The following is a 26,203-nucleotide window of genomic DNA, read 5'->3' on the forward strand; positions in this document are numbered from 1 at the left end:
ATCCATCGGGATTTGCAGGAATAACTGCGCACAAAATTAAACTGTGCCGAACTCGCTTCTCAGAAGGAGATTTAGTATGCGTAACTACGATTTATCCCCCCTGCTGCGTCAGTGGATTGGTTTTGACAAACTGGCTAACGCCCTGCAAAGCACCACCGAGCAACAGACATTTCCGCCGTACAACATCGAAAAGAGCGATGATAACCACTATCGCATTACCCTGGCGCTGGCCGGTTTCCGTCAGGACGATTTGGATATCCAGCTTGAAGGTACGCGTCTGACCGTGAAGGGTACGCCGGAAAAACCAGAAACCGAGACCAAATGGTTACATCAGGGATTGGTCACTCAGCCGTTTAGCCTGAGCTTTACCCTGGCCGATCATATGGAAGTCTCCGGTGCGACTTTCACCAACGGGCTGTTGCATATCGACCTGACCCGTAATGTGCCGGAAGCTATCGCGCCACAGCGTATCGCCATTAGCGAGCGGCCTGCGTTAAACAGTTAACAAGCCCGCCGATCCTGTAGGTCGGGTAAGGCGTAGCCGCCACCCGACAATACTCACCGACTGCACAAAGCCCTGCTCCGGCAGGGCTTTTTTGTGCGCCATCGCCCATACAACTACGTCTGGCTCTGAGAGAATCCTCGTCATAACTAAGGTTATGCACAGGAAGTGGATCATGAGTGATATCGCGTTAACGGTTAGCGTGTTGGCCCTGGTCGCTGTAGTTGGACTGTGGATAGGTAATATCAAAATCCGTGGTGTCGGGTTTGGGATTGGCGGGGTTCTGTTTGGCGGAATTTTTGTCGGGCACTTTGCCGACAAACTCGGGCTGGTCCTCAGCGCCGAAATGCTCCACTTTATTCAGGAATTCGGTCTGATCCTCTTCGTTTATACCATCGGTATTCAGGTGGGGCCGGGCTTTTTTGCCTCACTTCGGGTTTCCGGATTACGGCTTAACCTGTTTGCTCTCGGCATTGTGGTGATGGGCGGGCTGGTTACCGCTATTCTGCATAAAGTCTTTGATATCCCATTGCCCGTGGTGTTGGGTATCTTCTCCGGGGCGGTGACCAACACGCCGGCACTCGGTGCGGGGCAGCAAATTCTGCGCGATTTGGGTATCGAACCCGGTATTGTCGACCAGATGGGGATGAGCTACGCCATGGCCTATCCGTTTGGGATTTGCGGCATTCTGCTCTCCATGTGGCTGGTACGTGTCCTGTTCCGGATTAACGTCGACAAAGAGGCGAAGGACCACGAAACCACCCTCACTAACGGCCATATGCCGATCAAAACCATCAATATTCGGGTTGATAACCCCAATCTGAACAACATGGCGATTCAGGATGTGCCGATCCTGAACAGCGCCAATATCATCTGCTCCCGCCTTAAGCGTGACGATATGCTGATGGTGCCCGCGCCCGGCACCGTCATTCAGCAAGGCGATTTGCTGCATCTTGTCGGCCAGCCAGGGGATTTAAACAACGCGCGGCTGGTGATTGGTCAGGAAGTGGATACCTCGCTCTCCACCCGCGGCACCGATATGCGCGTGGAGCGTGTGGTGGTGACTAACGAGCACGTTCTTGGCAAGAAAATACGCGATCTGCAGGTAAAAGAGCGCTACGACGTGGTGATCTCCCGTCTTAACCGTGCGGGTGTCGAGTTGGTCGCCAGCCCGGAGGCCAGCCTGCAGTTTGGGGATATCCTCAACCTGGTCGGGAGACCGTCTTCGATTGATGCTGTGGCGGATATGGTGGGTAACGCCCAGCAAAAACTGCAGCAGGTTCAGATGTTACCTGTATTTATCGGTATCGGGCTAGGCGTACTTCTGGGCTCCATTCCGCTGTACGTGCCGGGCTTCCCGGTGGCGCTCAAGCTGGGCCTGGCGGGCGGGCCGCTGATTATGGCGCTCATTCTCGGTCGTATCGGCTGCATCGGTAAGCTCTACTGGTTTATGCCACCGAGTGCCAACCTGGCGCTGCGCGAGCTCGGCATCGTGCTGTTCCTGGCCGTTGTCGGCCTGAAATCCGGCGGAGATTTTGTCGATACCCTGGTCAAGGGCGAAGGGATGAGTTGGGTCGGCTACGGGATATTTATCACGGCGATCCCGCTGCTGACGGTGGGCATTCTGGCGCGGATGTTCGCCAAAATGAACTATCTGACGCTGTGCGGTATGCTGGCGGGCTCCATGACGGACCCTCCCGCGCTGGCCTTTGCCAATAACCTGCACGCCACCAGCGGTGCGGCGGCATTGTCCTATGCCACGGTATACCCGCTGGTCATGTTCCTGCGCATCATCACCCCGCAGCTACTGGCGGTGCTGTTCTGGGGGATGAGCTAGTAATTCGTCCGGGTGGATGCGCCGCAGATGGTAGTCCACCTGGTAATCGCTGGTATTTCGGAACATCACGGAATAATTGAGGAACTCGCCGCTGTCGCTGTATGAGAGAGACGTAATTCGCAGCAGCGGCGTTTGTTCCGGCAGGTTCAGGTAACCGGCTAGCTGTTTATCTGCCAGCACCGGTGTCAGGCTCTCGTAATTACCGCTGATAGTGATCCCGCACTCCTTCTCGATGTAATCAAACTTCGACCCTTCAAGATGCGCCAGCGACAGATTGCGAAACAGCTTCACGGGCATAAAGCTGTCCTCCAGCATCAGGGGTTTCCCCTCCACGAAACGCACGCGACGCGAAAAGTAGATCCGTTCATCCACCTGTATCCGCAGCTGGCTGGCGATGGCGGGCGGTGCGGGCATGACTTCGAACTGCAACACCTTGCTCTGCACCTCTTTCCCCTGCTGACGCAGCACTTCCACCAGCCCGGTCAGGTTAGTGGTTTCGTGGTGGACATCTTTACGCGATACAAACGTCCCGCTGCCGTGGCGCCGCTCCACCAGCCCCCAACTGACCAGCAGGTCCAGTGCCTTTCGAATGGTCATTCGCGCCACGCCGAATTCCTGTGCCAACGTCTTTTCACCAGGAAGCGGGCTGCCGATGTTGTAGTCCGACGAATTCAGCCGCAGCCGTAATCTGTCGGCAATAGATTTGTAGATCACCAGTAGACCTCTCTGCCCTTTTCTGGAGGTGGATTGCGTCCTGACATGTCCATATTTACAACGAAAAGTAGACCTGACTGGTCAAAATAAAACCATGAATGCGATCACGAATCGCAGCGGCACGCCATGTTCGCGCATCAGTAAGTTCTTATGCTCACCTCAGGCCAGCAAAAAACCATAAAGGCCTCTACCCCCTACAGGTTGTTACGTGAGGATTTAAAAATGCTCAGTCAAATACAACGTTTTGGCGGTGCCATGTTTACCCCGGTGTTGCTGTTTCCGTTCGCCGGGATCGTGGTGGGAATTGCCATCATGCTTCGCAACCCGCTGTTTGTGGGCGAGGCTTTAACCGCTCCGGATAATCTTTTCGCGCAGATCGTTCACATCATTGAAGAGGGCGGCTGGGCGGTGTTTCGCAATATGCCGCTGATTTTTGCCGTCGGCCTGCCGATTGGTCTGGCGAAGCAGGCGCAGGGCCGTGCCTGTCTGGCGGTGCTGATTAGCTTCCTGACCTGGAACTACTTCATCAATGCGATGGGGATGACCTGGGGTCATTTCTTTGGCGTCGATTTCTCCGCAGAGCCCACGGCGGGAAGCGGGCTGGCGATGATTGCGGGCATCAAAACGCTGGATACCAGCATTATTGGGGCGATTGTGATTTCGGGCATCGTCACCGCGATCCATAACCGCTATTTCGACAAGCCGCTGCCGGTTTTTCTGGGGATTTTCCAGGGTACGTCGTTCGTCGTTATCCTCGCATTCTTCGTTATGATCCCCTGCGCCTGGCTGACGCTGCTGGGCTGGCCGAAAGTGCAGATGGGCATTGAGTCTCTGCAGGCCTTCTTACGTTCTGCTGGTGCATTGGGTGTCTGGGTTTATACCTTCCTGGAACGCATTCTGATCCCAACCGGATTGCATCACTTTGTCTACGGTCCGTTTATTTTCGGCCCTGCGGCAGTGGAAGGGGGGATTCAGGTCTACTGGGCGCAGCATCTGCAGGAGTTCAGCCAGAGCACGCTGCCGCTGAAAACCCTGTTCCCGGAAGGCGGATTCGCGCTGCACGGCAACTCAAAGGTGTTTGGCTCTGTCGGGATTGCGCTGGCGCTGTGGTACACCGCGTCGCCGGAAAACCGCGTCAAGGTAGCGGGGTTGCTGATCCCGGCCACGCTCACCGCCGTACTGGTGGGGATTACCGAGCCACTCGAATTCACCTTCCTGTTTATTTCGCCGCTGCTGTTTGCCGTCCACGCCGTACTGGCCGCGACGATGGCAACGGTGATGTACATCTTTGGCGTGGTAGGGAATATGGGCGGCGGCATGCTGGACCAGTTCCTGCCGCAAAACTGGATCCCAATGTTCCATAACCACGCCTCAATGATGTTCACCCAAATCAGTATCGGCGTCTGCTTTACCGGGATCTACTTCATGGTCTTCAAAACGCTGATTGAGCGTCTGAACCTCAAAACACCTGGCCGGGAAGAGAGTGAAATCAAACTCTACAGCAAGGCTGACTATAAGGCTGCGCGTGAGCAAACCACCGCCCCTGCGGCGGCCAGCCAGCAGGTTGGACAAGCTGCCGGATTCTTACAGGCACTCGGCGGTGCGGCCAATATCGAAAGCATTAACAACTGCGCCACCCGCTTACGTATCGCGCTGGTGGATATGGCGAAAACCCAAAGCGATGACGTCTTCAAAGCCCTGGGCGCACACGGTGTCGTCCGGCGCGGCAACGGCATTCAGGTGATTGTCGGCCTGCACGTTCCTCAGGTGCGCGACCAGCTGGAATCGCTGATGAAAACCCCTTTAACGAATGAACAAACCACCCTGACAGAGGCTATATCATGAAAAAATTCTCAGTTGTCATTGCAGGCGGCGGTAGCACTTTCACGCCTGGTATCGTCCTGATGCTGTTAGCCAACCGTGACCGTTTCCCGCTGCGCACGCTGAAGTTCTATGACAACGACGGCGCACGTCAGGAGACTATCGCCGAAGCGTGCAAAATCATCCTTAAAGAACAGGCTCCGGAAATTGAATTCAGCTACACCACCGATCCAAAAGCCGCCTTTACCGATGTCGATTTCGTGATGGCGCATATCCGCGTGGGCAAATACCCGATGCGTGAAAAAGACGAGAAAATCCCATTGCGTCACGGCGTGTTGGGTCAGGAAACCTGCGGCCCGGGTGGGATCTCTTACGGCATGCGCTCTATCGGCGGTGTGCTGGAACTGGTGGATTATATGGAGCAGTACTCCCCGAACGCCTGGATGCTGAACTACTCCAACCCGGCGGCGATTGTGGCGGAAGCTACCCGCCGTCTGCGTCCGAACGCCAAAATCCTCAATATCTGCGATATGCCGATCGGCATTGAAGGGCGCATGGCGCAGATTGTTGGCCTCAAGGACCGCAAAGAGATGCGGGTTCGCTACTACGGGCTGAACCACTTCGGCTGGTGGACGTCGATTGAAGATCTGAACGGCAACGATTTGATGCCGAAACTGCGCGAATACGTTGCGAAAAATGGCTATGTCCCGCCTTCGGAAGATGCGCATACCGAAGCGAGCTGGAACGATACCTTTGCCAAAGCAAAAGACGTGCAGGCGCTGGATCCGGACACCATGCCGAACACCTATCTAAAATATTATCTGTTCCCGGACTACGTGGTCGCGCACTCGAACCCGGAGCGTACCCGCGCCAATGAAGTTATGGAGCATCGTGAGAAGCACGTGTTCAGTTCTTGCCGGGCGATTATCGAAGCCGGTAACTCCGCCGCCGGTGAGCTGGAAATCGACGAACATGCGTCGTACATCGTCGATCTGGCGACGGCAATTGCCTTCAACACCCAGGAGCGCATGCTGCTGATTGTGCCGAATAATGGGGCCATCCATAACTTTGATGCCGACGCGATGGTGGAAATTCCGTGCCTGGTGGGCCACAACGGGCCGGAACCACTGACCGTGGGCGATATTCCGCACTTCCAGAAAGGATTGATGAGCCAGCAGGTGGCGGTGGAAAAACTGGTGGTGGATGCCTGGGAACAACGCTCATACCAGAAACTCTGGCAGGCGATTACCCTGTCGAAAACCGTGCCGAGCGCGTCGGTCGCCAAAGCGATCCTCGATGATCTGATAGAAGCCAACAAAGAGTACTGGCCAGAGCTGCACTAATCTTCCTGACCGGCATCATCAGGGTGCCGGTCCTTTATCTTGCTTACTGCCGAAGGCGCATAGCCGAACTTATTCTTGAATGCTTTACTGAAGTGAAAAGAGTCAAAAAAATTCAGGATGTCCGCTACCTTGTTAACCGTATTTCCTTCCTGCCGCAGCAGCGATTGCGCCAGCTCCAGCCTTGCATCAAGGTAATATTCCTTCGGCGATTTTCCCGTATAGCGTAAAAAGAGCCGCCGCAGCCAGGCTTCACTGCACTGCATCCGCTGGGCCATTTCGGCCACGCTCCAGCGCTTTTGTACGCTGGCGTGCAGCTCTGCCAGAAGGTTTTCCAGGCGCAACAGTTCGCGGTCTTTTCTGCCGTTTTCTGAAATAAGACAAATCCACTGATAAATTATTTTAGTGAGAAACGCGACGGCAAGATTGTTTTTTATGGGGGAACGTAAAGCCAGTAATTCTGCGACCTCAGTCAGCTCTTTATTAAATTGTTCACCGTTATAAATTATGCCGGTCTGTAATATGGGTATTTCCATAATATTGGTGGGGATAAATTCCATCCAGTATTGTTCCCAGACCAGCCCGTCACAGTAATAAGATGTTATATCCGTCGGTTTTAAGAATATAACGTTATTTCCATTGAGCGTAATTTCGGAATTATCTTTGAGCTGGATCTTCCCGCATCCCTGAACGGTGTAAACGGCTACCCAGGAGTTGGCAATAAGCGGTTTTTTCTTATCACGAGGCCAGATAACACGGTAACTCTCATCTGCCAGCGTATGCCAAAGTGAGATCAGTGAAATTCCGCTTGAGATCACACTTTCATCAAGAACTAACGGAATATTGTACGTTGTTTCGTTTTTTACATGCGAAATTTGAATTTTTCCATTCATTTTAATTTCCCGTCAGCAAATTATGCCCACAACCCGAAGCGGAATTTATCAGAAAATTACCGCAATGGGGAAACCAGTCTTGTCATTTAAGATATCGAATAGCCTGGACCCGGTGCGTTTTATTCCTCTGTATACCCAAATGCCGGGCATAATCATAAATAAGGGCAACAAGATGAATATTCAGCAAATTGTGAGCTTTATTGCTTTTACGCTGCTGGTGGCTGTTATCACCTGGTGGAAGTTACGTAAGGCCGATACCGGTTCGCAGCAGGGGTACTTTCTGGCCGGGCGCTCGCTGAAAGCGCCGGTCATTGCCGCGTCGTTGATGCTGACTAACCTTTCCACCGAGCAACTGGTGGGATTAACCGGCCAGGCTTACCGTAGCGGGATGTCGGTCATGGCATGGGAAGTGATATCCGCTATCCCTCTGATTTTTCTGGCGCTAATTTTTCTGCCACGCTATCTACAGCGGGGCATTGCCACCATTCCTGATTTCATTGAAGAGCGTTATGACAAAACCACGCGCATCATCGTGGACTGCTGCTTCCTGATTGCCACCGGCATCTGCTTCTTGCCTATCGTGCTCTACTCTGGCGCACTGGCGTTTAATAGCATGTTCCACGTTACTGAAGCCTTTGGTATTTCTCAACATGCCGCCATCTGGGCGATGGCTGTGGTACTGGGTATTTCTGGCATTCTTTACGCCGTCGTCGGCGGGATGCGCGCCATTGCGATTGCGGATGTCATCAACGGTGTCGGTCTGGTCATTGGCGGGCTGATGGTGCCGCTGTTTGGCCTGATGGCGATGGGGGACGGCAGCGTGATGCGCGGCATTGATAAACTCACCCACGATCACAGCGAAATGCTCAACTCCATTGGCGGCAGCCACGACCCGGTGCCCATTGGTGCTGCGCTGACCGGGCTGATTCTGGTCAATACCTTCTACTGGTGTACTAATCAGGGTATCGTCCAGCGTACGCTGGCCTCGAAAAGCCTGGCGGAAGGGCAGAAAGGAGCGCTGCTGACAGCAGTGTTAAAGATGCTCGATCCGCTGATACTGGTGCTGCCTGGCGTGATTGCCTTTCATCTGTTCCAGGATCTGCCGAAAGCCGATATGGCCTATCCGGCGCTGGTGAACAAAGTGATGCCATTACCGCTGGTTGGCTTCTTTAGCGCAGTGCTGTTCGGCGCCATTATCAGTGCGTTCTGCGGGTTCCTGAACAGCGCCAGTACGCTCTTTAGTCTGGGCATTTACCGGCGCATCATCAATGAAAACGCTTCGTCTGAACAACTGGTACGGGTGGGGCGCCGCTTTGGCCTGATCGTCGCCATCGTCTCTGTGCTGGTCGCGCCATGGATTGCCTATGCACCACAGGGGCTCTATTCATGGATGAAGCAACTCAACGGTATCTACAACGTGCCGCTGGTGACTATTGTCATCATGGGCTTCTTCTTCCCACGCATCCCTGCGGTGGCGGCCAAAATGGCGCTGTTCTTCGGCATTGTCAGCTATATCGTCATCAACTACCTGGTGAAGTTCGACTTCCACTTCCTGTATGTGCTGGCCTGCACCTTCTGTATCAACGTGGTGCTGATGCTGGTGATTGGCTACTTCTTCCCGAGAGCCACACCGTTCAAATTCCAGGATGCGTTCGCCGTCGACATGAAGCCGTGGAAAAACGCCAAAATCGCCTCTGTTGGCGTCCTGTTCGCGATGATTGGCGTCTATTCCGGCCTGGCGCAGTTTGGCGGTTATGCCAGCCGCTGGCTCACCATTTTCAGCTATCTGGTGGTGACGGTGGTGGTGGTTTATCTGATTGTCGATGCCAGACGCTCGCGCCGTAACCCTCCGCTTATCTATGCTTCCGACGTTAAGGACAAACCATGAAACGCCCAAATTTCCTGTTCATCATGACCGATACCCAGGCCACCAACATGGTGGGCTGTTACAGCGGTAAGCCGCTGAATACGCATAATATCGATAAGCTTGCGGATGAAGGTATTCGCTTTAACGCGGCTTATACCTGCTCTCCGGTATGTACACCCGCACGCGCCGGACTGTTTACAGGGATCTACGCTAATCAGTCCGGGCCGTGGACCAACAACGTTGCACCGGGTAAAAACATCTCCACGATGGGTCGCTATTTTAAAGATGCGGGTTACCAGACCTGCTATATCGGTAAATGGCACCTCGATGGTCATGACTATTTCGGCACCGGCGTTTGCCCGCCGGAGTGGAATGAAGAATTCTGGTTCGACGGGGCAAACTATCTGGCGGAACTGACCGAGGAGCAGATTAACCTGTGGCGCAACGGGCTGAACAGCGTCGAAGAGTTACAGGCTAACAATATCGATGAAACCTTTACCTGGGCGCATCGTATCAGCAATCGCGCGGTCGATTTTTTACAGCGCCCGCAGACGGATGACGAACCTTTTCTGATGGTGGTTTCCTATGACGAACCCCATCATCCGTTTACCTGTCCGGTGGAGTATCTCGAGAAATATCAGGACTTTTACTACGATTTAGGCGAAAAGGCGCAGGACTCGCTGGCGGATAAACCGGTGCACCATCGTCTGTGGTCGCAGGCCATGCCGACTCCAGTAGAGGAGGGCAGCCGTTATTACCATCATCCGCTCTACTTCGCCTGTAATGACTTTGTGGATGACCAGATTGGCCGGGTCGTGAACGTGCTGACGCCAGAACAGCGAGAGAACACCTGGGTGATTTATACCTCCGATCACGGTGAAATGATGGGGGCGCACAGGTTAATCAGCAAAGGCGCGGCGATGTACGACGACATCACCCGTATCCCGCTGATCATGCGCCCGCCGCAGGGTGCGCCGAAGCAGGTTGATACGCCGGTCAGCCATATTGATCTGCTGCCGACCATGATGGCGCTGGCAGGCATACATAAGCCTGACATCCTGCCGGGCGACAATATTCTGGCGGCGGATGCGCAGCGTGGCGTGATGGTGGAATTTAACCGTTACGAGATAGAACATGACAGCTTTGGCGGCTTTATTCCGGTACGCTGCTGGGTTACGGATGCGTACAAACTGGTGCTGAACCTGTTCACCACCGATGAACTCTACGACCGTCACAACGACCCGGACGAAATGCATAACCTGATCGACTCGCCGCGCTTTGCCGGGGCGCGTAATCAGATGCACGACGCGCTGCTGGATTATATGGATAAAATCCGCGATCCGTTCCGTACCTATCAGTGGGCGTGTCGCCCGTGGCGTGCGGATGCCGCGCCGCGCTGGATGGGCGCTTTCCGCCCGCGCCCGGAAGATGGCTATTCGCCGGTGGTGCGTGACTACGACACCGGACTGCCAACGCAGGGGGTGAAGGTGGAAGAGAAGAAACAGAAGTTTTAAGGAGAACCCATGAAAATTTCCCGCGTCGGCGAAGCGCCGGACTACCGCTTCTCGCTGGCGAATGAACGCACGTTTCTGGCGTGGATCCGCACCGCGCTGGGTTTTCTGGCTGCGGGCGTTGGTCTCGACCAGCTCGCACCCGATTTCGCCACGCCGCTGATCCGTGAAGTGCTGGCGCTGCTGCTGTGCCTGCTTGCGGGCGTGCTGGCTATCTATGGCTACCTGCGCTGGTTGCGAAATGAAAAAGCGATGCGCCTGAAAGAGGATTTACCCTATACCCGCGGGCTGCTGATTATCAGCGTCATCCTGCTGGTGGTGGCCGTGGTGGTTATGGGGCTGGTATTCTATGCCGGATAGCCGTAAAGCCCGCCGCGAGGCCGATCCCGGTCTGCAACCGGAACGGACATCACTTGCCTGGCTGCGCACGCTGCTGGGGTATGGCGCGCTTATCGCCCTGGCCATCAAACATAACTGGCACCGTTCGGGCCTGCCGTTCTGGATCTCGCTCGGCGTGCTGGCGCTGGTGGCGATTATCCTGTGGCGTTACACCCGCAGCCGTAACCTGATGGACGTTGAACGTGGGGATTTTGCTCAACCGAAAGCCGTGCGTGACAAATTTATGATCGCTCTCGCTGTTCTCTCCCTCGCATTACTGTTTGCTGTGACACACTTAAGTCAAATTATGCTGTTTCTTGAGGATGTGTGATGACAGGATGTCATGTGATGGCCAAGCCGGCCAGTTCCCGCTGTAACCTGAACTGCCGCTACTGTTTTTATCTCAATAAACGCCAACAACTGCACATGGACGACGCCACGCTGGAGGCATTTATTCGCCAGCAAATCGCCGCTCAGCCGGGTGTCGATGTTCAGTTCGCCTGGCAGGGCGGAGAACCCATGCTGTGCGGCATTGATTTTTTTCGCCGTGCGGCAGCGTTGCAACAACGTTACGGGCAGGGCAAACGTATCCAGAACGCCTTTCAGACCAACGGCGTATTACTCAACGACGTATGGTGCCGCTTTTTCCGCGAGCATGGTTGGCTGGTGGGGATATCTATTGATGGACCTGCTGAACTGCATGATATCTATCGTGTTAACCGTCGCGGTAATCCCACCCACCAAAAGGTTGTTGCGGCGATTGCGCATCTGCGTGAGCATCAGGTTTCGTTTAATCTTCTGACGGTGGTTAGCCGTGAAAACAGCCAACAACCGGAGCAGATGTACCGCTATCTTCGCACGCTCGGCACGCCGTTTTTGCAGTTTATACCGCTAGTGGAGCAGGATAACCCAGCCTCGGTCACCGGCGAGCAGTGGGGAACGTTTCTCAAAACCGTTTTTGATATCTGGGTAAGAGAAGATGTGGGTCGCGTATATGTGCAGCTCTTTGATTCAATGCTCGGTGTCTGGAGTGGATACCCCGCGCAGATGTGTTCTCTGGCCGAATGCTGCGGACATGCGTTTGCGCTGGAGGCGAACGGCGATCTTTACCAGTGTGACCACTTTGTTTATCCCGAATATCGATTGGGAAATATTCATCAGACGACGCTGGCAAAGCTTAATGCCAGCAGTGCCGCGCGCGAATTTGGTACGTATAAGCAGCGCACATTATCGGATGAATGCAGGCAATGTCCGGTGCTTCGCCTGTGCAACGGCGACTGCCCTAAACATCGCCTGAACGGTAAAAGTGTGCTCTGCGTGGGTTATCGTGACTTCTTTTGCCATACTGCGCCCTCTATGCGGGTGATGCGTGATCTCATCAGGCATCACCGCTCGCCGATTGAGCTGATGGCGATGTTAACGGCCTTTTGCTAAATATTTCGCCATCTCGTCTTCCGGTACCATTCCGCCGCCGGTCGCCCAGACCAGGTGGGTGACGTTCGCACCGGCATCCACGCGCACCGGCCCGGCCATGCCTGCCAGCGCCGACGGTTCCAGGCGGATCCCTTCCTCCTGCGCCAGCCAGCCGAGCATGTCGTACATGCTCTGATCGGAAAGCGTATAGAACCCGTCAAGCAGGCGTTCCATCGCGCGGCCCACGAAGCCGGACGCCCGTCCTACGGCCAGACCGTCCGCCGCCGTCACGTTATCAATGCCTAGATCCTGCACCGCGATTTCATCGTGCAGGCCGGTGTAGACGCCCAGCAGCATGCACGGCGAATGCGTTGGCTCCGCGAAGAAGCAATGAACGTTATCGCCAAAAGCCAGCTTAAGACCAAACGCCACGCCGCCAGGACCGCCGCCGACGCCGCATGGCAGGTAAACATACAGCGGATGTTCTGCATCCACTACGCGTCCCTGGGCAGCAAACTGTGCCTTAAGGCGCTCGCCTGCTACCGCATAGCCCAGGAACAGGGTGCGGGAGTTTTCATCGTCAATGAAGAAGCAGTTCGGATCGCTTTCTGCCGCTTTGCGCCCCTGTTCCACCGCCACGCCATAATCCTGCTCATACTCCACGACGATCACGCCGTGGCTGCGCAGTTTGGCTTTCTTCCACTCGCGGGCGTCGGCGGACATATGCACCGTCACCTTAAAGCCGATGCGTGCGCTCATTATGCCGATAGACATCCCCAGGTTGCCGGTTGAGCCTACCGCAATGCTGTACTGGCTGAAGAAGTCCTTAAAGCGCGGCTCCAGCAGGATGCTGTAGTCGTCTTCAATGCTCAGCAATCCGGCTTCCAGCGCCAGTTTTTCGGCGTGGGTCAGTACTTCATAGATGCCGCCGCGCGCTTTGATGGAGCCAGAGATCGGCAGATGGCTGTCTTTTTTCAGCAGCAGGGTGCCAGGAATGTTTGTAGCAAATTCCTTCTCCAGCCGTTTTTGCATTGCCGGAATGGCAACCAGTTCAGATTCGATGATGCCTTTGGTCGCCGCTGTTTCCGGGAATGCTTTCGCCAGATACGGCGCGAAGCGGTTGAGGCGAGCATGCGCGTCGTCCACGTCGGCTTTGGTCAGCCCGACGTAAGGCAATCCTTCTGCCAGCGTGGTGGTACGCGGGTTAAGCCAGGTGGTTTCTTTCAGGGCAATCAGATCCTCAACCAGAGGAAACTGTGCGGTTAAAGTAGTGATAGTTGCGTTTTCCATAATACGTCTCTTCGCGCTCAGATAATGAAAGAAAGCAGGAATGTGCCGGCAAGTGCAAGCACCGAGGCGATAAACGTCGCCGTCGTATAGTATTTGAAGGTCTCATTCAGGGTCGCGCCGCAGTACTGCTTCACCAGCCAGAAGAGAGAATCGGTGACGATCGTGCAGCCAATGGCGCCGGAACCGATGGCAATAGTAATGATCTCCGGGCTCACGTTCGGATAGAGCGGCAGCATCGGTGCAACAATCGCGGTGGCGCCCATCATCGCCACCGTAGCCGAACCCACGGCGGCATGCAGAACCAGCGCCACCAGCCAGGCGAGCAGGATAGGGTGCATGTGCAGGTTCGAGAGAATATGCGCCAGCGTATCCGCCAGCCCGCTGGTTTTCAGGATGGCGTTAAACGCCCCGCCCGCGCCGATAATCAGCAAAATGTTGGCGATAGAGCCAAAACCGTGCTCGGTATGGGTCAGCATTGCGCCCATGCTCATATGCTGGCGGATCCCCAGCAGGTAGTAGGCGACAAACACGGCGATAAACATCGCAGTGATCGGGTTGCCGATAAACTCCAGTAGCGTATACAGCGTGCCGTCTTTCGCCATATTTAACTCAGCGATGGTTTTCACCAGCATCAGGGCAATCGGCAGCAGCACCGTGAACAGCGTCGCACCCAGCGATGGCAGCGTATGCTCTTCCCGCACTTTCAGGTCTGAAAATTCCGCCGGAACCGGTTTAAACGGCAGACGGTTGCCAAGCAGTTTCAGGAACAGCGGGCCGCCGATCAGCGAGGCCATCAGGCCCACCAGCAGACCGTAGACGATAACCGTTCCGACGTCCGCACCTAATTTATTGGTGACAAACAGCGCCGCAGGATGGGGAGGCACCACACAGTGCACCGCCATCAATGCGGTACAGAGCGGAATGGCAAGTTTGAGCAGTGAGGTGTGGGTCTTTTTGGCAATGGAAAATGCCAGCGGTATCAGCAGCACCACGCCCACTTCCACAAACAGCGTGATCCCGCAAATCATCCCCACGAGCACCATAATCACGTCAGCTGACAGCCAGCGGCAGCGCTGCAACGCGATCCCGATGCGCTCTGCCGCCCCGGAGACTTCCATCATCTTGCCAAGAATAGTGCCAAGACCGATTACCGCCGCCAGGAAGCCCAGCGTACCGCCAATCCCGCTCTCAATGGCGTTCACCATATCCAGCGGGCTCATCCCCATCATGGCGCCGACGAAAAAGCTCGCCAGCAGCAGCGCGAGGAACGGGTGAAACTTCAGTTTTACGATGGTTAAAACAATCAACACGATGCTGACAAGCAGCGTTGCCACAACCCAGACCTGAGATCCCATATCTCACCTCACCCTTAAGTAATCTACGGGTATTGGACGAAAAAACGGCATGGGCTGACAAACGATATAAATTGGCTTTCAGATGAGCCAGATTGGATCAACTGAGTGACTAAACTCTAAAAAGTGCACTAAATTCGTATTAGGTTCACATAAATTCATCTTTGAACGGTATGCTGAACATGAAAATAAGACGTGGGAATTGTGATGAACGATGTGAATGAAGCCCGAAACCGGCTGTTAAACGGCTGGCAGCTGTCGAAAATGTACACCTTTGAGGTAGCTGCCCGGCACGAGTCCTTCGCGCTGGCTGCGGAAGAGTTGTCGCTCAGCCCCAGCGCGGTGAGTCACCGCATCAACCTGCTGGAAGAGGAGCTGGGCATTCAGCTGTTTGTCCGCTCGCACCGTAAAGTCGAGCTGACGCAGGAGGGAAAACGCGTTTACTGGACGCTAAAATCTTCACTCGACACCCTGAACCAGGAGATCCTGGATATCAAAAACCAGGCGCTGTCCGGTACGCTGACGGTCTACTCCCGACCGTCGATTGCCCAATGCTGGCTAGTCCCCATGCTGGGGGATTTTACCCGTCGCTACCCGTCTATTTCTCTCACCATCCTGACCGGCAACGATTACGTCAATATGCAGCGAACGGGCGTCGATCTGGCGCTGTATTTTGACGATACGCCGCCAAACCACCTTTCTCATCACTTCCTGATGGACGAAGAGATTTTGCCCGTCTGCTCACCGCAGTATGCCCGCGAGCATGAACTGCTGAAAAACCCCGATAACCTCAGCCACTGCACGCTGCTGCACGACCGTCAGGCCTGGAGCAATGATTCCGGTACGGATGAGTGGCTTAGCTGGGCGCAGCACTTTGCGGTGAATATGCCGCCATCGTCGGGCATTGGTTTCGATCGTTCCGATTTAGCGATTATCGCGGCCATTAACCATGTCGGCGTCGCGATGGGCAGAAAGCGGCTGGTGCAGAAACGGCTGGAACGAGGCGAGCTGATTGCCCCGTTTGGCGAAAAGACCCTGAAATGTCATCAGCACTACTATATTTCGACGCTTTCTGGCCGTCAGTGGCCGAAAATTGACGCCTTTATCGGCTGGCTAAGAGAACTGGCAGGTTGAAGAATTATTACGCTTTCGCTCTACACCAAATGTGAAAAAGCGTGCTAAATACAGGTAATGCTTTCGATTTATCCAGGGTAAACCGTGTTAAAGCTTTTTATTGCCTCTGCATTACTGATCTCTTCCGGCTGGGCGATTGCCGCTGAGCCGCCGCTGACGGCCGCCCTTTATGCGCAGCAGCTGGGTGTCGGGATGGATGTGGACTGGGCGCGCACCGAGCGCGGCATACGTGAATTCGACCCGCTGGTGGTACGCGATTTTCGAGCAAAAGGCATTACCCACGTGCGCATCCGCGTCGCCGATGAGCCGACGGAAGCGCGGCTGATCCACCTGCGCAAGCTGGTGGAAGCCTGCGAGCAGTATGGCGTGATCCCGATAGTCGCGTATCAGGCAGATGAATATAAAAACGACCCGAAAGCCGATAACGAGAAAGAGACGGTCAACTGGTGGATTGCCGTGGCGCACTATTTCGGTCAGAGCTACCCTCTGCTGGGTTTTGACCTCATCTATGAGCCGGCCGACAAGCTCAACCACAACCTGGCGTCGTTAAACCGCGTCTATGAAAAGACCATTAAAGCGATCCACGACATTGACCCGCAGCGCATGATCTTCATTGCGCCGCGCCTGCGTGCCGCGCCGGAGGATTTATCCAACCTGAAGCTGCCCGCGCACAGCCAGAACTACCTGCTGGCGGAGTGGCATATTTTCCCGTGGGGGCCGCTGAAGAATGGCGGCAAATACCCGTGGACGTCCGGCACGGCGGCAGAGAAAGCGGCTATCCGTAACCGCATCAATGCCGCGCTGCACTGGCAGCAAAAAACCGGGCACGTTAGCTGGATCGGGGGTTGGGGCGTTGGGGAATCAAGCCGTTTCACCCCAACCGCTTCGCAAATGGCCTTTGCCACCTTTATGGCCTGCGAGCTGCAAAAGGCGAAAATCCCGTATGCGCTTAACGCGGATTTCCAGTTTTACGACGGGGAGGAGGGCGCCTGGCGGCCTGCGCCAGAGCCGTTATTGCAGGCGATGATCGCCCCTGTCTGTGAAAAGCCCAGCGAAAAGCCGGGCCATCATGCGGTTAAACAGGCTGCTCGTGATGCAGGACACGCGACGCCAGCGGCAGCCAGCACAGTAAAATCAGCAGTCCCATCAGCGTCATCAGCAGGCCCAGACTAGCCTGCCCGGTCTGCGGCATCATGGCGGATAGCCAGGCCAGCGCGCCGGAACCGATGTTCTGCAAACCGCCCACCAGCGCCCCCGCAGTGCCTGCAAGGAACGGGAACGGCTCCATCGCGCCGCTGGTGGCGAGCGGGAACAGCATCCCCGCACCGAAGAAGAACAGTGCCGCCGGGATCAGCAACGTCCAGACGGTCATTACGCCGAACAGCCCCGGAACCCACATCATTACGCCTGCCAGCAGGCAGCTAATGACCGATTGCCACATCAACGTCGAGAAACGTTTGTTGGGACGTCCGGCAAACCAGGCGCCGAAGAACGCTGCAGGAATAGGCAGAATAAACAGAATACTGACCACCATGCTGCTCAGGCCAAGCCCTGCGCCCAGGAGTACACCTGAGCAGGCTTCGAACACCGCAATACCCGCGAGGCCACCGATCAGCATCAGCAGGTAACAGGTAAACGCTCCGTTACCGAATAGCGTTTTATAGCTGGCGATAAGCTTCGTACGCGGTGCGTCTTGCGGGCGCGTTTCCGGCATCCAGCGCGCCATGCTAAAAGTGACGATCATGCACAGCACCAGCAGGAAAGCGTAACAGGCCCGCCAGGACCACATCGTGTCCAGCAGGCCGCCAATCAGCGGGGCCAGCAGCGGGCTGACCAGAATTCCCATGTTCAACAAACTGTTAGCATGGCGAAGCTGAGTGCCCTGATACATATCCCTCGGTAAGGTACGCGCCATCACCCCGCCGACGCCGGTGCCGACACCCTGCAGGGCGCTGGCGGCAATCAACACGGTCAGGTTGTGGGTGGTCATCGCGATCGTCGTGGCGACCATGAAAATAGACATACCGACTAAAATCACCGGGCGGCGGCCGATACGGTCAGAGAGCGGCCCATAGAACAACTGCGAAACGCCATAGGTCAGCAGGTAGGCTGCCATCACGCTTTGTACTGCGCCCTCACGGACGTTAAGTTCCTTTGCCATGTCGGCAATCGCCGGAATGTAGATGGTTTGTGCCATCTGACCGACGGCCACCAGTAACACCAGCATCAACAATAAGTTAACGTTCCTTTGTTTTTTCATGTCGCTGAATACTTTTGCCAAAAGAGAAAAATGAAGAATAAGTGACTGCGCATTCCCATAAATGCGCGAGGAATCTACCACAGTGAGATGACAATTTAAGCATTGTCGTGGTGAATGAAAAAACCGGTAAAGGCAGGATTTGTAAACAAGATCGGCAACTAATGTTGCCAGTGGATTACGCCAGGCGTAGCAAGATAGCCCCGCCGGCAATACCCAGCGCAGCAGCGATGCGCAGACCAGCAACCTTCTCTTTCAAAAGCACAAAAGCAATTAACGCACCGAAGAGAATTGAGGTTTCACGTAGCGCGGCGACAACCGCAAGCGGAGCCTGAGTCATCGCCCATAATGCCAGGCCATACGATCCCATCGTCCCGACACCGCCGAGCAGCCCTTTTTTCCAGTGCAGACCCAGGTAACGAGAGGCTTCGCGTCGTCGCGCTACCATCGCCCAGCACAGCAGACAGAAGCCGTTCATAAAGAAGGTCCAGAGCGTATAACCCAGTGCAGTGTCGGATAAACGTACGCCCGTGCCGTCCACCAGCGTATACCCGGCGATAAAACAGGCGTTGAGTAGCGCCAGCCATATCCCTTTGCGCGACCGCATCCGGCCATTCATCGCCATGGCCAGAATCGACAGGCAGATCACGCCGATGCCGGACCATGCGAGCCATGAGAGGCTATCCCCGAGCACCAGCACGCTGATCAGCGCCACCAGCAACGGGGCTGTCCCGCGCATCAACGGATAGGTCTGGCTCATGTCTGAGACCTGATACGTCTTCGCCACCAGTACGGTATACACCACCTGTAAGGCACAGGAGACAATCAAAAACGGCCAGCTTTCTGCAGAAGGCTGTGGGGAAAACGGCAGTAAGACCAGAGCGATAACCGTGGCGGAGCCGCTGACGCTAATCGCGGAATAGAGCTTGTCCGTTCCGGCTTTGACGATGGCGTTCCAGCTGGCATGCAGCAGTGCGGCGAAGAGCAAAATGCAGAAAACGGTGATGGTCATGGGGTATCGGCTGATGAATTGTCACTCAACTGTAACATTCACACCCTGATGCTGCCAGCCGGTTACACCGCACAAAAAAGGCGGTGCGTCACCCGTGGTTCGTCCGAGACCAGCGTAAAACCCGCCCGGCGATAGAACCCGTAAGCGGTGTCAGGCGCGTGGGTATTGAGAAAATCAAACCAGATGCTGGCATCGGCCATCACCACGGTCAAAAGCTGTTTGCCAATGCCCAGCCCACGGCATTTCTCGCTGACATAGAGGTGGCGAATGCGCCCGGCACGCGGCTGCTGGCTGAAGGGATCGCGGTTGAGGCCGCACACGCCTACCAGTTTGCCGTTGAGAAACGCCCCCAGTAGCTTTTCACCCGGCGCGTTAAAGCGGTTCTCACCACGCTGCCAGTTCTCTTCCAGCCTGCGCAGCATGTTGAAATTCAATGCGATACTTTCCGCCTTCAGGGCGATGTAGCCCGGCTCATCCGGGGTGACGGGCTCAATTAACAGACGCGACATAGCATTCCCTCGTTATTAAAGAGGGGCGGTTTCCCGCCCCTCTCAGGTGCGACTTGAACCTGAATCACCGAAGGTATTTCAGGACAGCATCAAGCAGTTGCAGTACAGCAACAATGAGTTTGAGGATAAGTATCACCATATCCACTACGCTCATACGCGTCTCCTTTTGGTAAAAAGGAGCACGATGCTGGCGTACCTTTCCGCCGCCTGTTGCCAGCACCTGGATTGACGTAACACAGTGTGCTCACTTCAGGGGTTAAGGCACTGACGGCACCACCCGTTTCAGCCAGGACTTTGTTGCGCCGGTAGAACAGCGGCCCCCTCGCGCACTGCGAACACCCTCAGTATAGATAAATACTGTATGCATGAACAGTATTTTATGGACAAAATTAGGAAGACGATCCATACTCAAAAACGTCAAAATCCGTGCCTGAATTGCGCGTTCTCCTGCGATCGCGTATAATTTTTGCGTTGACGTAACACAGTGTGTTCTGCGGCGACCAACCGCAAAACCCTGATAAAAACCTCGCTTAGGCGGGGTTTTTTGTTTTCATCACCCAACAAACGAAACGTGATCCCTGACGCATTTTTGCGCAGATGAAAATATTTCCATTGTCATGCCAGAAAACCTGTGTTTGTATAAATTCCATCAATGATTCCAAACACAGGTCCCCAATGACTTCATCCATCTTCACTTCGACCCTACTAAAAACTGCGCAACCAGCCGCAGTGGTCGTCGTGCGTGTGGTGGTGGTCGTCGGCAATGCGCCGTAGGGACTGGATCAACACACGAATCCAAAACCCCGCCGGCGCAAACCGGGCGGGGTTTTTCGTTTAAGAGCCTCCCCGGAAAGTCGGCCCAGAAGAAAAGGACTGGAGCATGGCAAGTTCGGGCACAACATCCACCAAGACGCGTTTTACTGGCGCGCAGTTAATCGTTCATTTACTGGAACGACAGGGCATCACCACGGTTGCGGGTATCCCTGGCGGGACGGTACTGCCGTTGTATGATGCGTTAAGCCAAAGCACGCAGATCCGCCACGTCCTGGCGCGTCACGAGCAGGGGGCGGGATTTATCGCCCAGGGCATGGCGCGTACGCAGGGTAAACCGGCGGTCTGTATGGCCTGTAGCGGCCCGGGGGCGACCAACCTGGTGACCGCCATCGCTGATGCACGTCTCGACTCCATTCCGCTGATCTGCATTACCGGCCAGGTACCATCCTCAATGATTGGTACTGATGCGTTCCAGGAAGTGGATACCTACGGCATCTCTATCCCCATCACCAAACATAACTATTTAGTTCGCGATATCGCCGAGCTTCCTCAGGTTATCAGCGATGCGTTCCGCATTGCGCAGTCCGGCCGTCCAGGCCCGGTGTGGATAGACATTCCTAAGGATGTCCAGACCGCAGAGATCGAGATCGACGTACTGCCTGAGCCGGGCGGCCGTGCCCCTGCCCCGGAATTCAGCGCTGAAAGCGTACGTGACGCCGCAGCCATGATTAACGCCGCCAAACGCCCGGTGCTCTATCTGGGCGGCGGGGCGATTAATGCCTCTGACGCGGTGCGTGAGTTGGCAGAGAAAGCCAACCTGCCCACCACCATGACGCTGATGGCGCTTGGTATGCTCCCGAAAGCACACCCGCTGTCACTGGGGATGCTGGGGATGCACGGTGCGCGCAGCACCAACTACATTCTGCAAGAGGCTGATTTGCTGATTGTTCTCGGCGCGCGTTTTGATGACCGGGCGATCGGTAAAACCGAGCAGTTCTGTCCGAACGCCAAAATCATTCACGTGGATATCGATCGCGCCGAGCTGGGTAAAATTAAACAGCCGCACGTCGCGATTCAGGGTGACGTTGCCGAGGTACTGGCACAGCTGATCCCGCAAACTGAGGCGACCGGGCGTGAAGAGTGGCGTCAGCTGGTAGCCGACCTGCAACAGGAATTCCCTGGTGCAATCCCAACGGAAGGTGACCCACTCAGCCACTACGGGCTGATTAACGCCGTGGCTGCCTGCGTGGACGACAGCGCGATCATCACCACCGACGTAGGCCAGCATCAGATGTGGACCGCGCAGGCCTACCCGCTGAACCGTCCGCGCCAGTGGCTGACCTCTGGCGGCCTCGGGACCATGGGCTTTGGCCTGCCTGCGGCAGTAGGCGCGGCGCTGGCGAATCCGGACCGCAAGGTTATCTGTTTCTCCGGTGATGGCAGCCTGATGATGAACATTCAGGAAATGGCGACCGCGGCCGAAAACCAGTTAGACGTGAAAATCATCCTGATGAACAACGAAGCGCTGGGGCTGGTGCATCAGCAGCAGAGCCTGTTCTATAAGCAGGGCGTGTTTGCCGCGACCTATCCCGGTATGATCAACTTTATGCAGATTGCCGCCGGCTTTGGCCTGCATACCTGCGATTTGAACGCTGAAGAGGATGCCCACGTGGCATTGCAGGAAGCGATTTCACGCCCGGGCCCGGCGCTGATCCACGTGCGTATCGACCCTGAACAAAAAGTGTATCCGATGGTGCCGCCGGGTGCGGCAAATACTGAGATGGTGGGGGAATAAGCCATGCAGAAACAACATGATAACGTCATTCTGGAACTCACCGTCCGCAACCACCCTGGCGTCATGACGCACGTCTGTGGGCTATTCGCCCGTCGCGCGTTTAACGTTGAAGGCATTCTCTGTCTGCCGATTCAGGGCAGCGAGCACAGCCGCATCTGGCTGCTGGTCAACGACGATCAGCGCCTGGAACAGATGATGGCGCAGATCGATAAGCTGGAAGATGTCACCAAAGTGGCGCGCAACCAGTCCGATCCCACCATGTTTAATAAAATTGCGGTGTTCTTCGAATAAATCGCTCATTGCTTGAACACCCACGCGCTTATCGTTAAGGTAAGCGCGATTTTTTATCTGCTCGCCAGGAACGCGCCATGACGACCATCGCTCTTATCGACGACCACCTTATCGTCCGCTCCGGATTTGCTCAGCTTTTGAACCTTGAACCTGAATTTCAGGTCGTCGCAGAGTTCGGCTCCGGGCGCGAGGCGCTGGCGGGTTTACCCGGACGTGGCGTGCAGGTCTGTATTTGTGACATCTCAATGCCGGATCTCTCCGGGCTGGAGCTGCTGAGTCAGTTACCGAAGGGAATGGCGATCATTATGCTTTCGGTCCATGACAGCCCGGCGCTGGTGGAGCAGGCGCTCAATGCGGGGGCGCGCGGGTTCCTTTCAAAACGCTGTAGCCCGGACGAACTGATCGCCGCCGTGCGCACCGTCTCCACCGGCGGCTGCTACCTGACGCCGGATATCGCCATCAAGCTGGCCGCCGGGCGACAAGATCCGCTAACCAAACGCGAGCGTCAGGTGGCGGAGAAGCTCGCTCAGGGGATGTCGGTGAAAGAGATTGCCGCTGAGCTGGATCTGTCGCCGAAAACGGTTCACGTTCACCGCGCCAACCTGATGGAAAAACTCAACGTCAGCAACGACGTCGAGCTGGCGCGCCGCATGTTTGATAGCTGGCAATGAGCCCCGTGCTTTCGCGGCTGATCGCCGTCGTCGCCAGCTTTTTTATCTTCTCTGCCGCCTGGTTTTGCCTGTGGAGCATCAGCCTGCATCTGGTGGAGCGCCCGGAACTGGCAGTACTGCTGTTCCCATTCGGCCTGCGTCTGGGGTTAATGCTGCAGTGCCCGCGTGGCTACTGGCCCGTTTTGCTGGGCGCAGAATGGCTGATGCTGGTCTGGCTGGCACAAGAAGTGGCGCTGGCGCATCTGCCCTTATTGATGACCGGAAGCCTGCTCACGCTTCTCCCTGTTGCCCTTATTTCCCGCTACCGCCACCAGCGCGACTGGCGCACGCTGTTGCGTCAGGGGGCGGCGCTGATTGCCGCCGCGCTGCTGCAATCTCTCCCGTGGGTCGGCGAGAAAGAGATGCTCAACGCTCTGCTACTGACCCTTACCGGTGGCCTGACGCTCGCGCCAACCTGTCTGGTGATCTGGCATTACCTCACCAGTACCGTCTGGCAGCCGCTGGGCCCCGCGCTGGTTTCTCAGCCGGTGAACTGGCGCGCACGGCACCTCATCTGGTATCTGCTGCTGTTTGTGGTAAGCCTGTGGCTGCAGCTTGGTCTGCCCGCTGAGCTCTCGCGCTTTACCCCGTTTTGTCTGGCCCTGCCGATTATTGCGCTTGCGTGGCACTACGGCTGGCAAGGGGCGCTTATCGCCACCCTGATGAACGCCATTGCGCTGATTGCCAGCCAGACCTGGCACGATCATCCGGTAGATTTACTCCTCTCCCTGCTGGCGCAAAGCCTGACCGGGCTGCTGCTCGGGGCGGGCATTCAACGGCTGCGGGAACTGAACCTGTCTTTGCAAACCGAGCTGGCGCGCAATCGTCGTCTGGCCGAACGCCTGCTGGAAACCGAAGAGAGCGTACGGCAGGAGGTCGCGCGCGAACTGCACGATGACATCGGCCAGACCATTACCGCCATCCGCACGCAGGCGGGCATCGTTCAGCGTCTGGCGGCGGAAAACGCCGGCGTGAAGCAGGGTGGGGCGCATATCGAACAGCTCTCGCTGGGTGTGTATGACTCGGTAAGGCGTTTGCTCGGAAGGTTACGTCCACGCCAGCTGGATGATTTGTCTCTGGAGCAGGCGGTGCGATCGCTCATGCGCGAGATGGAGCTGGAAAGTCGCGGGATTGTCAGCCATCTCAACTGGCGGATTGAAGAGTCGCTGCTGAGTGAAGGCCAGCGTGTGACGCTGTTTCGGGTGTGTCAGGAAGGGCTGAATAATATTGTGAAGCACGCCAATGCCAGCGCGGTAACGTTGCAGGCCTGGCAGCAGGACGAGCGTCTGATGCTGGTAATTGAAGATGACGGCTGCGGCCTGCCGCCGGGCTCCGGCCAGCAGGGATTTGGTCTGGCGGGGATGCGCGAGCGCGTGAAGGCGCTGGGCGGCACGCTGAATATCTCCTGCACCCACGGAACGCGCGTCAGCGTCAGTTTGCCGCTGAGGAGTTACCATGTTTAAAGCCCCGGCTAATGCCACCCCGATCGGCGATAAAAATGAAATTGACGCCCGCTATCGTTACTGGCGACGCCATATCCTGATCACCATCTGGCTCGGCTATGCGCTGTTCTACTTCACCCGCAAAAGCTTCAACGCCGCCGCACCGGAGATCCTCGCCAGCGGCGTGATGGCCCGCACCGATATCGGCCTGCTGGCGACGCTGTTTTACATCACCTATGGCCTGTCGAAGTTCTTCTCCGGCATCGTCAGCGACCGCTCCAACGCCCGCTATTTTATGGGCTTCGGGCTGATTGCCACGGGAGTGGTGAATATCCTGTTTGGTTTTTCCACCTCGCTGTGGGCTTTTGCGCTGCTGTGGGCGCTGAACGCCTTTTTCCAGGGGTGGGGCGCGCCGGTTTGTGCCCGATTACTTACCACCTGGTACTCGCGCAACGAGCGTGGCGGCTGGTGGGCAGTCTGGAACACCGCGCATAACGTGGGTGGTGCGCTGATCCCCATCGTCGTCGGCGCAGCGGCGCTGCATTACGGCTGGCGTGCAGGCATGATGATTGCGGGCGGGTTAGCGATTATCGCCGGGTTGTTCCTCTGCTGGCGTTTGCGCGACAGGCCGCAGACCGTAGGACTTCCCGCGGTGGGTGACTGGCGTCATGATGAGATGGAAATTGCCCAGCAGCAGGAAGGGGCGGGGTTAACCCGCAAAGAAATCCTCACCAAATACGTGCTGAAGAACCCCTATATCTGGCTGCTGTCGCTCTGTTACGTGCTGGTCTACGTGGTGCGCGCGGCGATCAACGACTGGGGTAATTTGTACATGTCTGAGACGCTTGGCGTGGATCTGGTGACGGCCAACTCGGCGGTGACCATGTTTGAACTGGGTGGGTTTATCGGCGCGCTGGTGGCGGGCTGGGGATCGGACAAGCTGTTCAACGGCAACCGTGGCCCGATGAATCTCATTTTTGCTGCCGGGATTTTGCTCTCGGTAGGCTCGCTGTGGCTGATGCCGTTTGCCAGCTACGTGATGCAGGCGGCGTGCTTCTTCACCACCGGTTTCTTTGTGTTTGGCCCGCAGATGCTGATCGGCATGGCGGCGGCGGAGTGCTCGCACAAAGAGGCGGCCGGTGCGGCGACGGGCTTTGTCGGGCTGTTTGCCTACCTTGGCGCATCGCTCTCCGGCTGGCCGCTGGCGCGGGTCATCGACATCTGGCACTGGAGCGGTTTCTTCGCGGTGATCGCCATCGCGGCGGGGGTTTCTGCTCTGCTGCTGTTGCCGTTTTTGCACGCCCAGGTGCCGCGCGAAGCGTGATACGTCTCACCTTTTCGCCCCGAATGGGGCAAAACTA

General features: G+C 56.2%; 25 protein-coding genes. 17 read left to right on the forward strand and 8 right to left on the reverse strand.

Going from position 1 to position 26,203, the window contains the following annotated elements:
* The first annotated feature begins 76 nt into the window (after positions 1-76).
* Together ibpB and ACLHV9_RS00085 are read left to right on the forward strand one after the other, a co-directional pair.
* The gene (gene ibpB, locus ACLHV9_RS00080; RefSeq protein WP_028017790.1) at positions 77-505 is read left to right on the forward strand and encodes a small heat shock chaperone IbpB; all 429 of its coding nucleotides are present in this window, start codon (positions 77-79) and stop codon (positions 503-505) included.
* A gap of 172 nt (positions 506-677) precedes the next feature.
* On the forward strand, positions 678-2,339 hold the full coding sequence (locus ACLHV9_RS00085; RefSeq protein WP_028017791.1) for a putative transporter: 1,662 nt from the start codon (positions 678-680) through the stop codon (positions 2,337-2,339).
* Here the strand turns inward: ACLHV9_RS00085 and ACLHV9_RS00090 are convergent.
* Positions 2,307-3,053: a GntR family transcriptional regulator gene (locus tag ACLHV9_RS00090; RefSeq protein ID WP_208594872.1), complete on the reverse strand. Its 747-nt coding sequence runs from the start codon at positions 3,051-3,053 to the stop codon at positions 2,307-2,309. The two genes, ACLHV9_RS00085 and ACLHV9_RS00090, sit on opposite strands and share 33 nt — an antisense overlap.
* Positions 3,054-3,275: 222 nt before the next feature.
* On the opposite strand from ACLHV9_RS00090, the gene ACLHV9_RS00095 reads away from it, so the two are divergent.
* Positions 3,276-4,898 (forward strand): alpha-glucoside-specific PTS transporter subunit IIBC, encoded by a 1,623-nt coding sequence (locus tag ACLHV9_RS00095; protein ID WP_407220019.1) that lies wholly within the window; start codon positions 3,276-3,278, stop codon positions 4,896-4,898.
* On the forward strand, positions 4,895-6,217 hold the full coding sequence (locus ACLHV9_RS00100) for a 6-phospho-alpha-glucosidase (RefSeq protein ID WP_407220020.1): 1,323 nt from the start codon (positions 4,895-4,897) through the stop codon (positions 6,215-6,217). Before ACLHV9_RS00095 ends, ACLHV9_RS00100 begins: the two co-directional genes overlap by 4 nt.
* Here ACLHV9_RS00100 and ACLHV9_RS00105 read toward each other — a convergent pair.
* Positions 6,214-7,107, reverse strand: a complete 894-nt coding sequence (locus ACLHV9_RS00105; RefSeq protein ID WP_407220021.1) for a helix-turn-helix transcriptional regulator — start codon at positions 7,105-7,107, stop codon at positions 6,214-6,216. The two genes, ACLHV9_RS00100 and ACLHV9_RS00105, sit on opposite strands and share 4 nt — an antisense overlap.
* 172 nt (positions 7,108-7,279) lie before the next feature.
* Between ACLHV9_RS00105 and ACLHV9_RS00110 the strand changes: the two genes are divergently transcribed.
* From ACLHV9_RS00110 to ACLHV9_RS00130, 5 genes are read left to right on the forward strand one after another with little or no spacing between them, the layout of a single operon-like run.
* Complete coding sequence (locus tag ACLHV9_RS00110) at positions 7,280-8,995, forward strand: solute:sodium symporter family transporter (protein WP_128348476.1); 1,716 nt, start codon at positions 7,280-7,282, stop codon at positions 8,993-8,995.
* A complete protein-coding gene (locus ACLHV9_RS00115; RefSeq protein ID WP_407220022.1) occupies positions 8,992-10,488 on the forward strand; it encodes a sulfatase-like hydrolase/transferase in 1,497 nt (498 codons plus the stop codon). The genes ACLHV9_RS00110 and ACLHV9_RS00115 overlap by 4 nt, the downstream gene beginning before the upstream one ends.
* A gap of 9 nt (positions 10,489-10,497) precedes the next feature.
* Positions 10,498-10,845, forward strand: a complete 348-nt coding sequence (locus ACLHV9_RS00120; RefSeq protein ID WP_128348478.1) for a YidH family protein — start codon at positions 10,498-10,500, stop codon at positions 10,843-10,845.
* Complete coding sequence (locus tag ACLHV9_RS00125) at positions 10,835-11,194, forward strand: DUF202 domain-containing protein (protein ID WP_407220023.1); 360 nt, start codon at positions 10,835-10,837, stop codon at positions 11,192-11,194. Before ACLHV9_RS00120 ends, ACLHV9_RS00125 begins: the two co-directional genes overlap by 11 nt.
* Positions 11,194-12,297: an anaerobic sulfatase maturase gene (locus ACLHV9_RS00130; RefSeq protein WP_164881348.1), complete on the forward strand. Its 1,104-nt coding sequence runs from the start codon at positions 11,194-11,196 to the stop codon at positions 12,295-12,297. The genes ACLHV9_RS00125 and ACLHV9_RS00130 overlap by 1 nt, the downstream gene beginning before the upstream one ends.
* Here ACLHV9_RS00130 and dsdA read toward each other — a convergent pair.
* Positions 12,280-13,566, reverse strand: coding sequence for a D-serine ammonia-lyase (gene dsdA, locus ACLHV9_RS00135; RefSeq protein WP_407220024.1), 1,287 nt, complete (start codon positions 13,564-13,566; stop codon positions 12,280-12,282). The two genes, ACLHV9_RS00130 and dsdA, sit on opposite strands and share 18 nt — an antisense overlap.
* Before the next feature lie 17 nt (positions 13,567-13,583).
* A complete protein-coding gene (gene dsdX, locus ACLHV9_RS00140) occupies positions 13,584-14,921 on the reverse strand; it encodes a D-serine transporter DsdX (RefSeq protein WP_049007066.1) in 1,338 nt (445 codons plus the stop codon).
* A gap of 204 nt (positions 14,922-15,125) precedes the next feature.
* Between dsdX and dsdC the strand changes: the two genes are divergently transcribed.
* Both dsdC and ACLHV9_RS00150 read left to right on the forward strand, forming a co-directional pair.
* Positions 15,126-16,052, forward strand: coding sequence for a DNA-binding transcriptional regulator DsdC (gene dsdC, locus ACLHV9_RS00145; protein ID WP_128348482.1), 927 nt, complete (start codon positions 15,126-15,128; stop codon positions 16,050-16,052).
* Between the two features lie 84 nt (positions 16,053-16,136).
* The gene (locus ACLHV9_RS00150) at positions 16,137-17,225 is read left to right on the forward strand and encodes a cellulase family glycosylhydrolase (protein ID WP_407220025.1); all 1,089 of its coding nucleotides are present in this window, start codon (positions 16,137-16,139) and stop codon (positions 17,223-17,225) included.
* Here the strand turns inward: ACLHV9_RS00150 and emrD are convergent.
* The 4 genes from emrD to tisB all read right to left on the reverse strand — a co-directional run bounded on the left by emrD (position 17,128) and on the right by tisB (position 19,984).
* Positions 17,128-18,312: a multidrug efflux MFS transporter EmrD gene (emrD, locus tag ACLHV9_RS00155; RefSeq protein WP_407220026.1), complete on the reverse strand. Its 1,185-nt coding sequence runs from the start codon at positions 18,310-18,312 to the stop codon at positions 17,128-17,130. The two genes, ACLHV9_RS00150 and emrD, sit on opposite strands and share 98 nt — an antisense overlap.
* A gap of 175 nt (positions 18,313-18,487) precedes the next feature.
* The gene (locus ACLHV9_RS00160; RefSeq protein WP_128348485.1) at positions 18,488-19,321 is read right to left on the reverse strand and encodes an EamA family transporter; all 834 of its coding nucleotides are present in this window, start codon (positions 19,319-19,321) and stop codon (positions 18,488-18,490) included.
* Between the two features lie 62 nt (positions 19,322-19,383).
* Positions 19,384-19,830, reverse strand: a complete 447-nt coding sequence (locus ACLHV9_RS00165) for a GNAT family N-acetyltransferase (protein WP_014881927.1) — start codon at positions 19,828-19,830, stop codon at positions 19,384-19,386.
* 64 nt (positions 19,831-19,894) lie between these two features.
* Positions 19,895-19,984 carry a type I toxin-antitoxin system toxin TisB gene (tisB, locus tag ACLHV9_RS00170; RefSeq protein WP_020684667.1) on the reverse strand — a complete coding sequence of 30 codons (90 nt, stop codon included), beginning with the start codon at positions 19,982-19,984 and terminating at the stop codon, positions 19,895-19,897.
* Between the two features lie 521 nt (positions 19,985-20,505).
* Between tisB and ivbL the strand changes: the two genes are divergently transcribed.
* The 6 genes from ivbL to ACLHV9_RS00200 all read left to right on the forward strand — a co-directional run bounded on the left by ivbL (position 20,506) and on the right by ACLHV9_RS00200 (position 26,166).
* Entirely contained in the window at positions 20,506-20,604 is a 99-nt protein-coding gene (gene ivbL / locus ACLHV9_RS00175) for an ilvB operon leader peptide IvbL (protein ID WP_057979964.1), read from the forward strand.
* Between the two features lie 106 nt (positions 20,605-20,710).
* Entirely contained in the window at positions 20,711-22,399 is a 1,689-nt protein-coding gene (gene ilvB / locus ACLHV9_RS00180) for an acetolactate synthase large subunit (protein WP_407220027.1), read from the forward strand.
* A 3-nt stretch (positions 22,400-22,402) separates the two neighbouring features.
* The gene (gene ilvN, locus ACLHV9_RS00185) at positions 22,403-22,690 is read left to right on the forward strand and encodes an acetolactate synthase small subunit (RefSeq protein WP_010426528.1); all 288 of its coding nucleotides are present in this window, start codon (positions 22,403-22,405) and stop codon (positions 22,688-22,690) included.
* Positions 22,691-22,767: 77 nt separating this feature from the next.
* A complete protein-coding gene (gene uhpA / locus ACLHV9_RS00190; RefSeq protein WP_407220028.1) occupies positions 22,768-23,361 on the forward strand; it encodes a transcriptional regulator UhpA in 594 nt (197 codons plus the stop codon).
* On the forward strand, positions 23,358-24,863 hold the full coding sequence (gene uhpB / locus ACLHV9_RS00195) for a signal transduction histidine-protein kinase/phosphatase UhpB (RefSeq protein WP_407220029.1): 1,506 nt from the start codon (positions 23,358-23,360) through the stop codon (positions 24,861-24,863). The genes uhpA and uhpB overlap by 4 nt, the downstream gene beginning before the upstream one ends.
* Positions 24,856-26,166, forward strand: coding sequence for an MFS transporter (locus ACLHV9_RS00200; RefSeq protein ID WP_028017806.1), 1,311 nt, complete (start codon positions 24,856-24,858; stop codon positions 26,164-26,166). The genes uhpB and ACLHV9_RS00200 overlap by 8 nt, the downstream gene beginning before the upstream one ends.
* Positions 26,167-26,203 lie beyond the last annotated feature (37 nt).

This window comes from Enterobacter sp. CPE_E890 (assembly GCF_046521475.1).
Classification (GTDB): Bacteria; Pseudomonadota; Gammaproteobacteria; order Enterobacterales; family Enterobacteriaceae; genus Enterobacter; species Enterobacter adelaidei.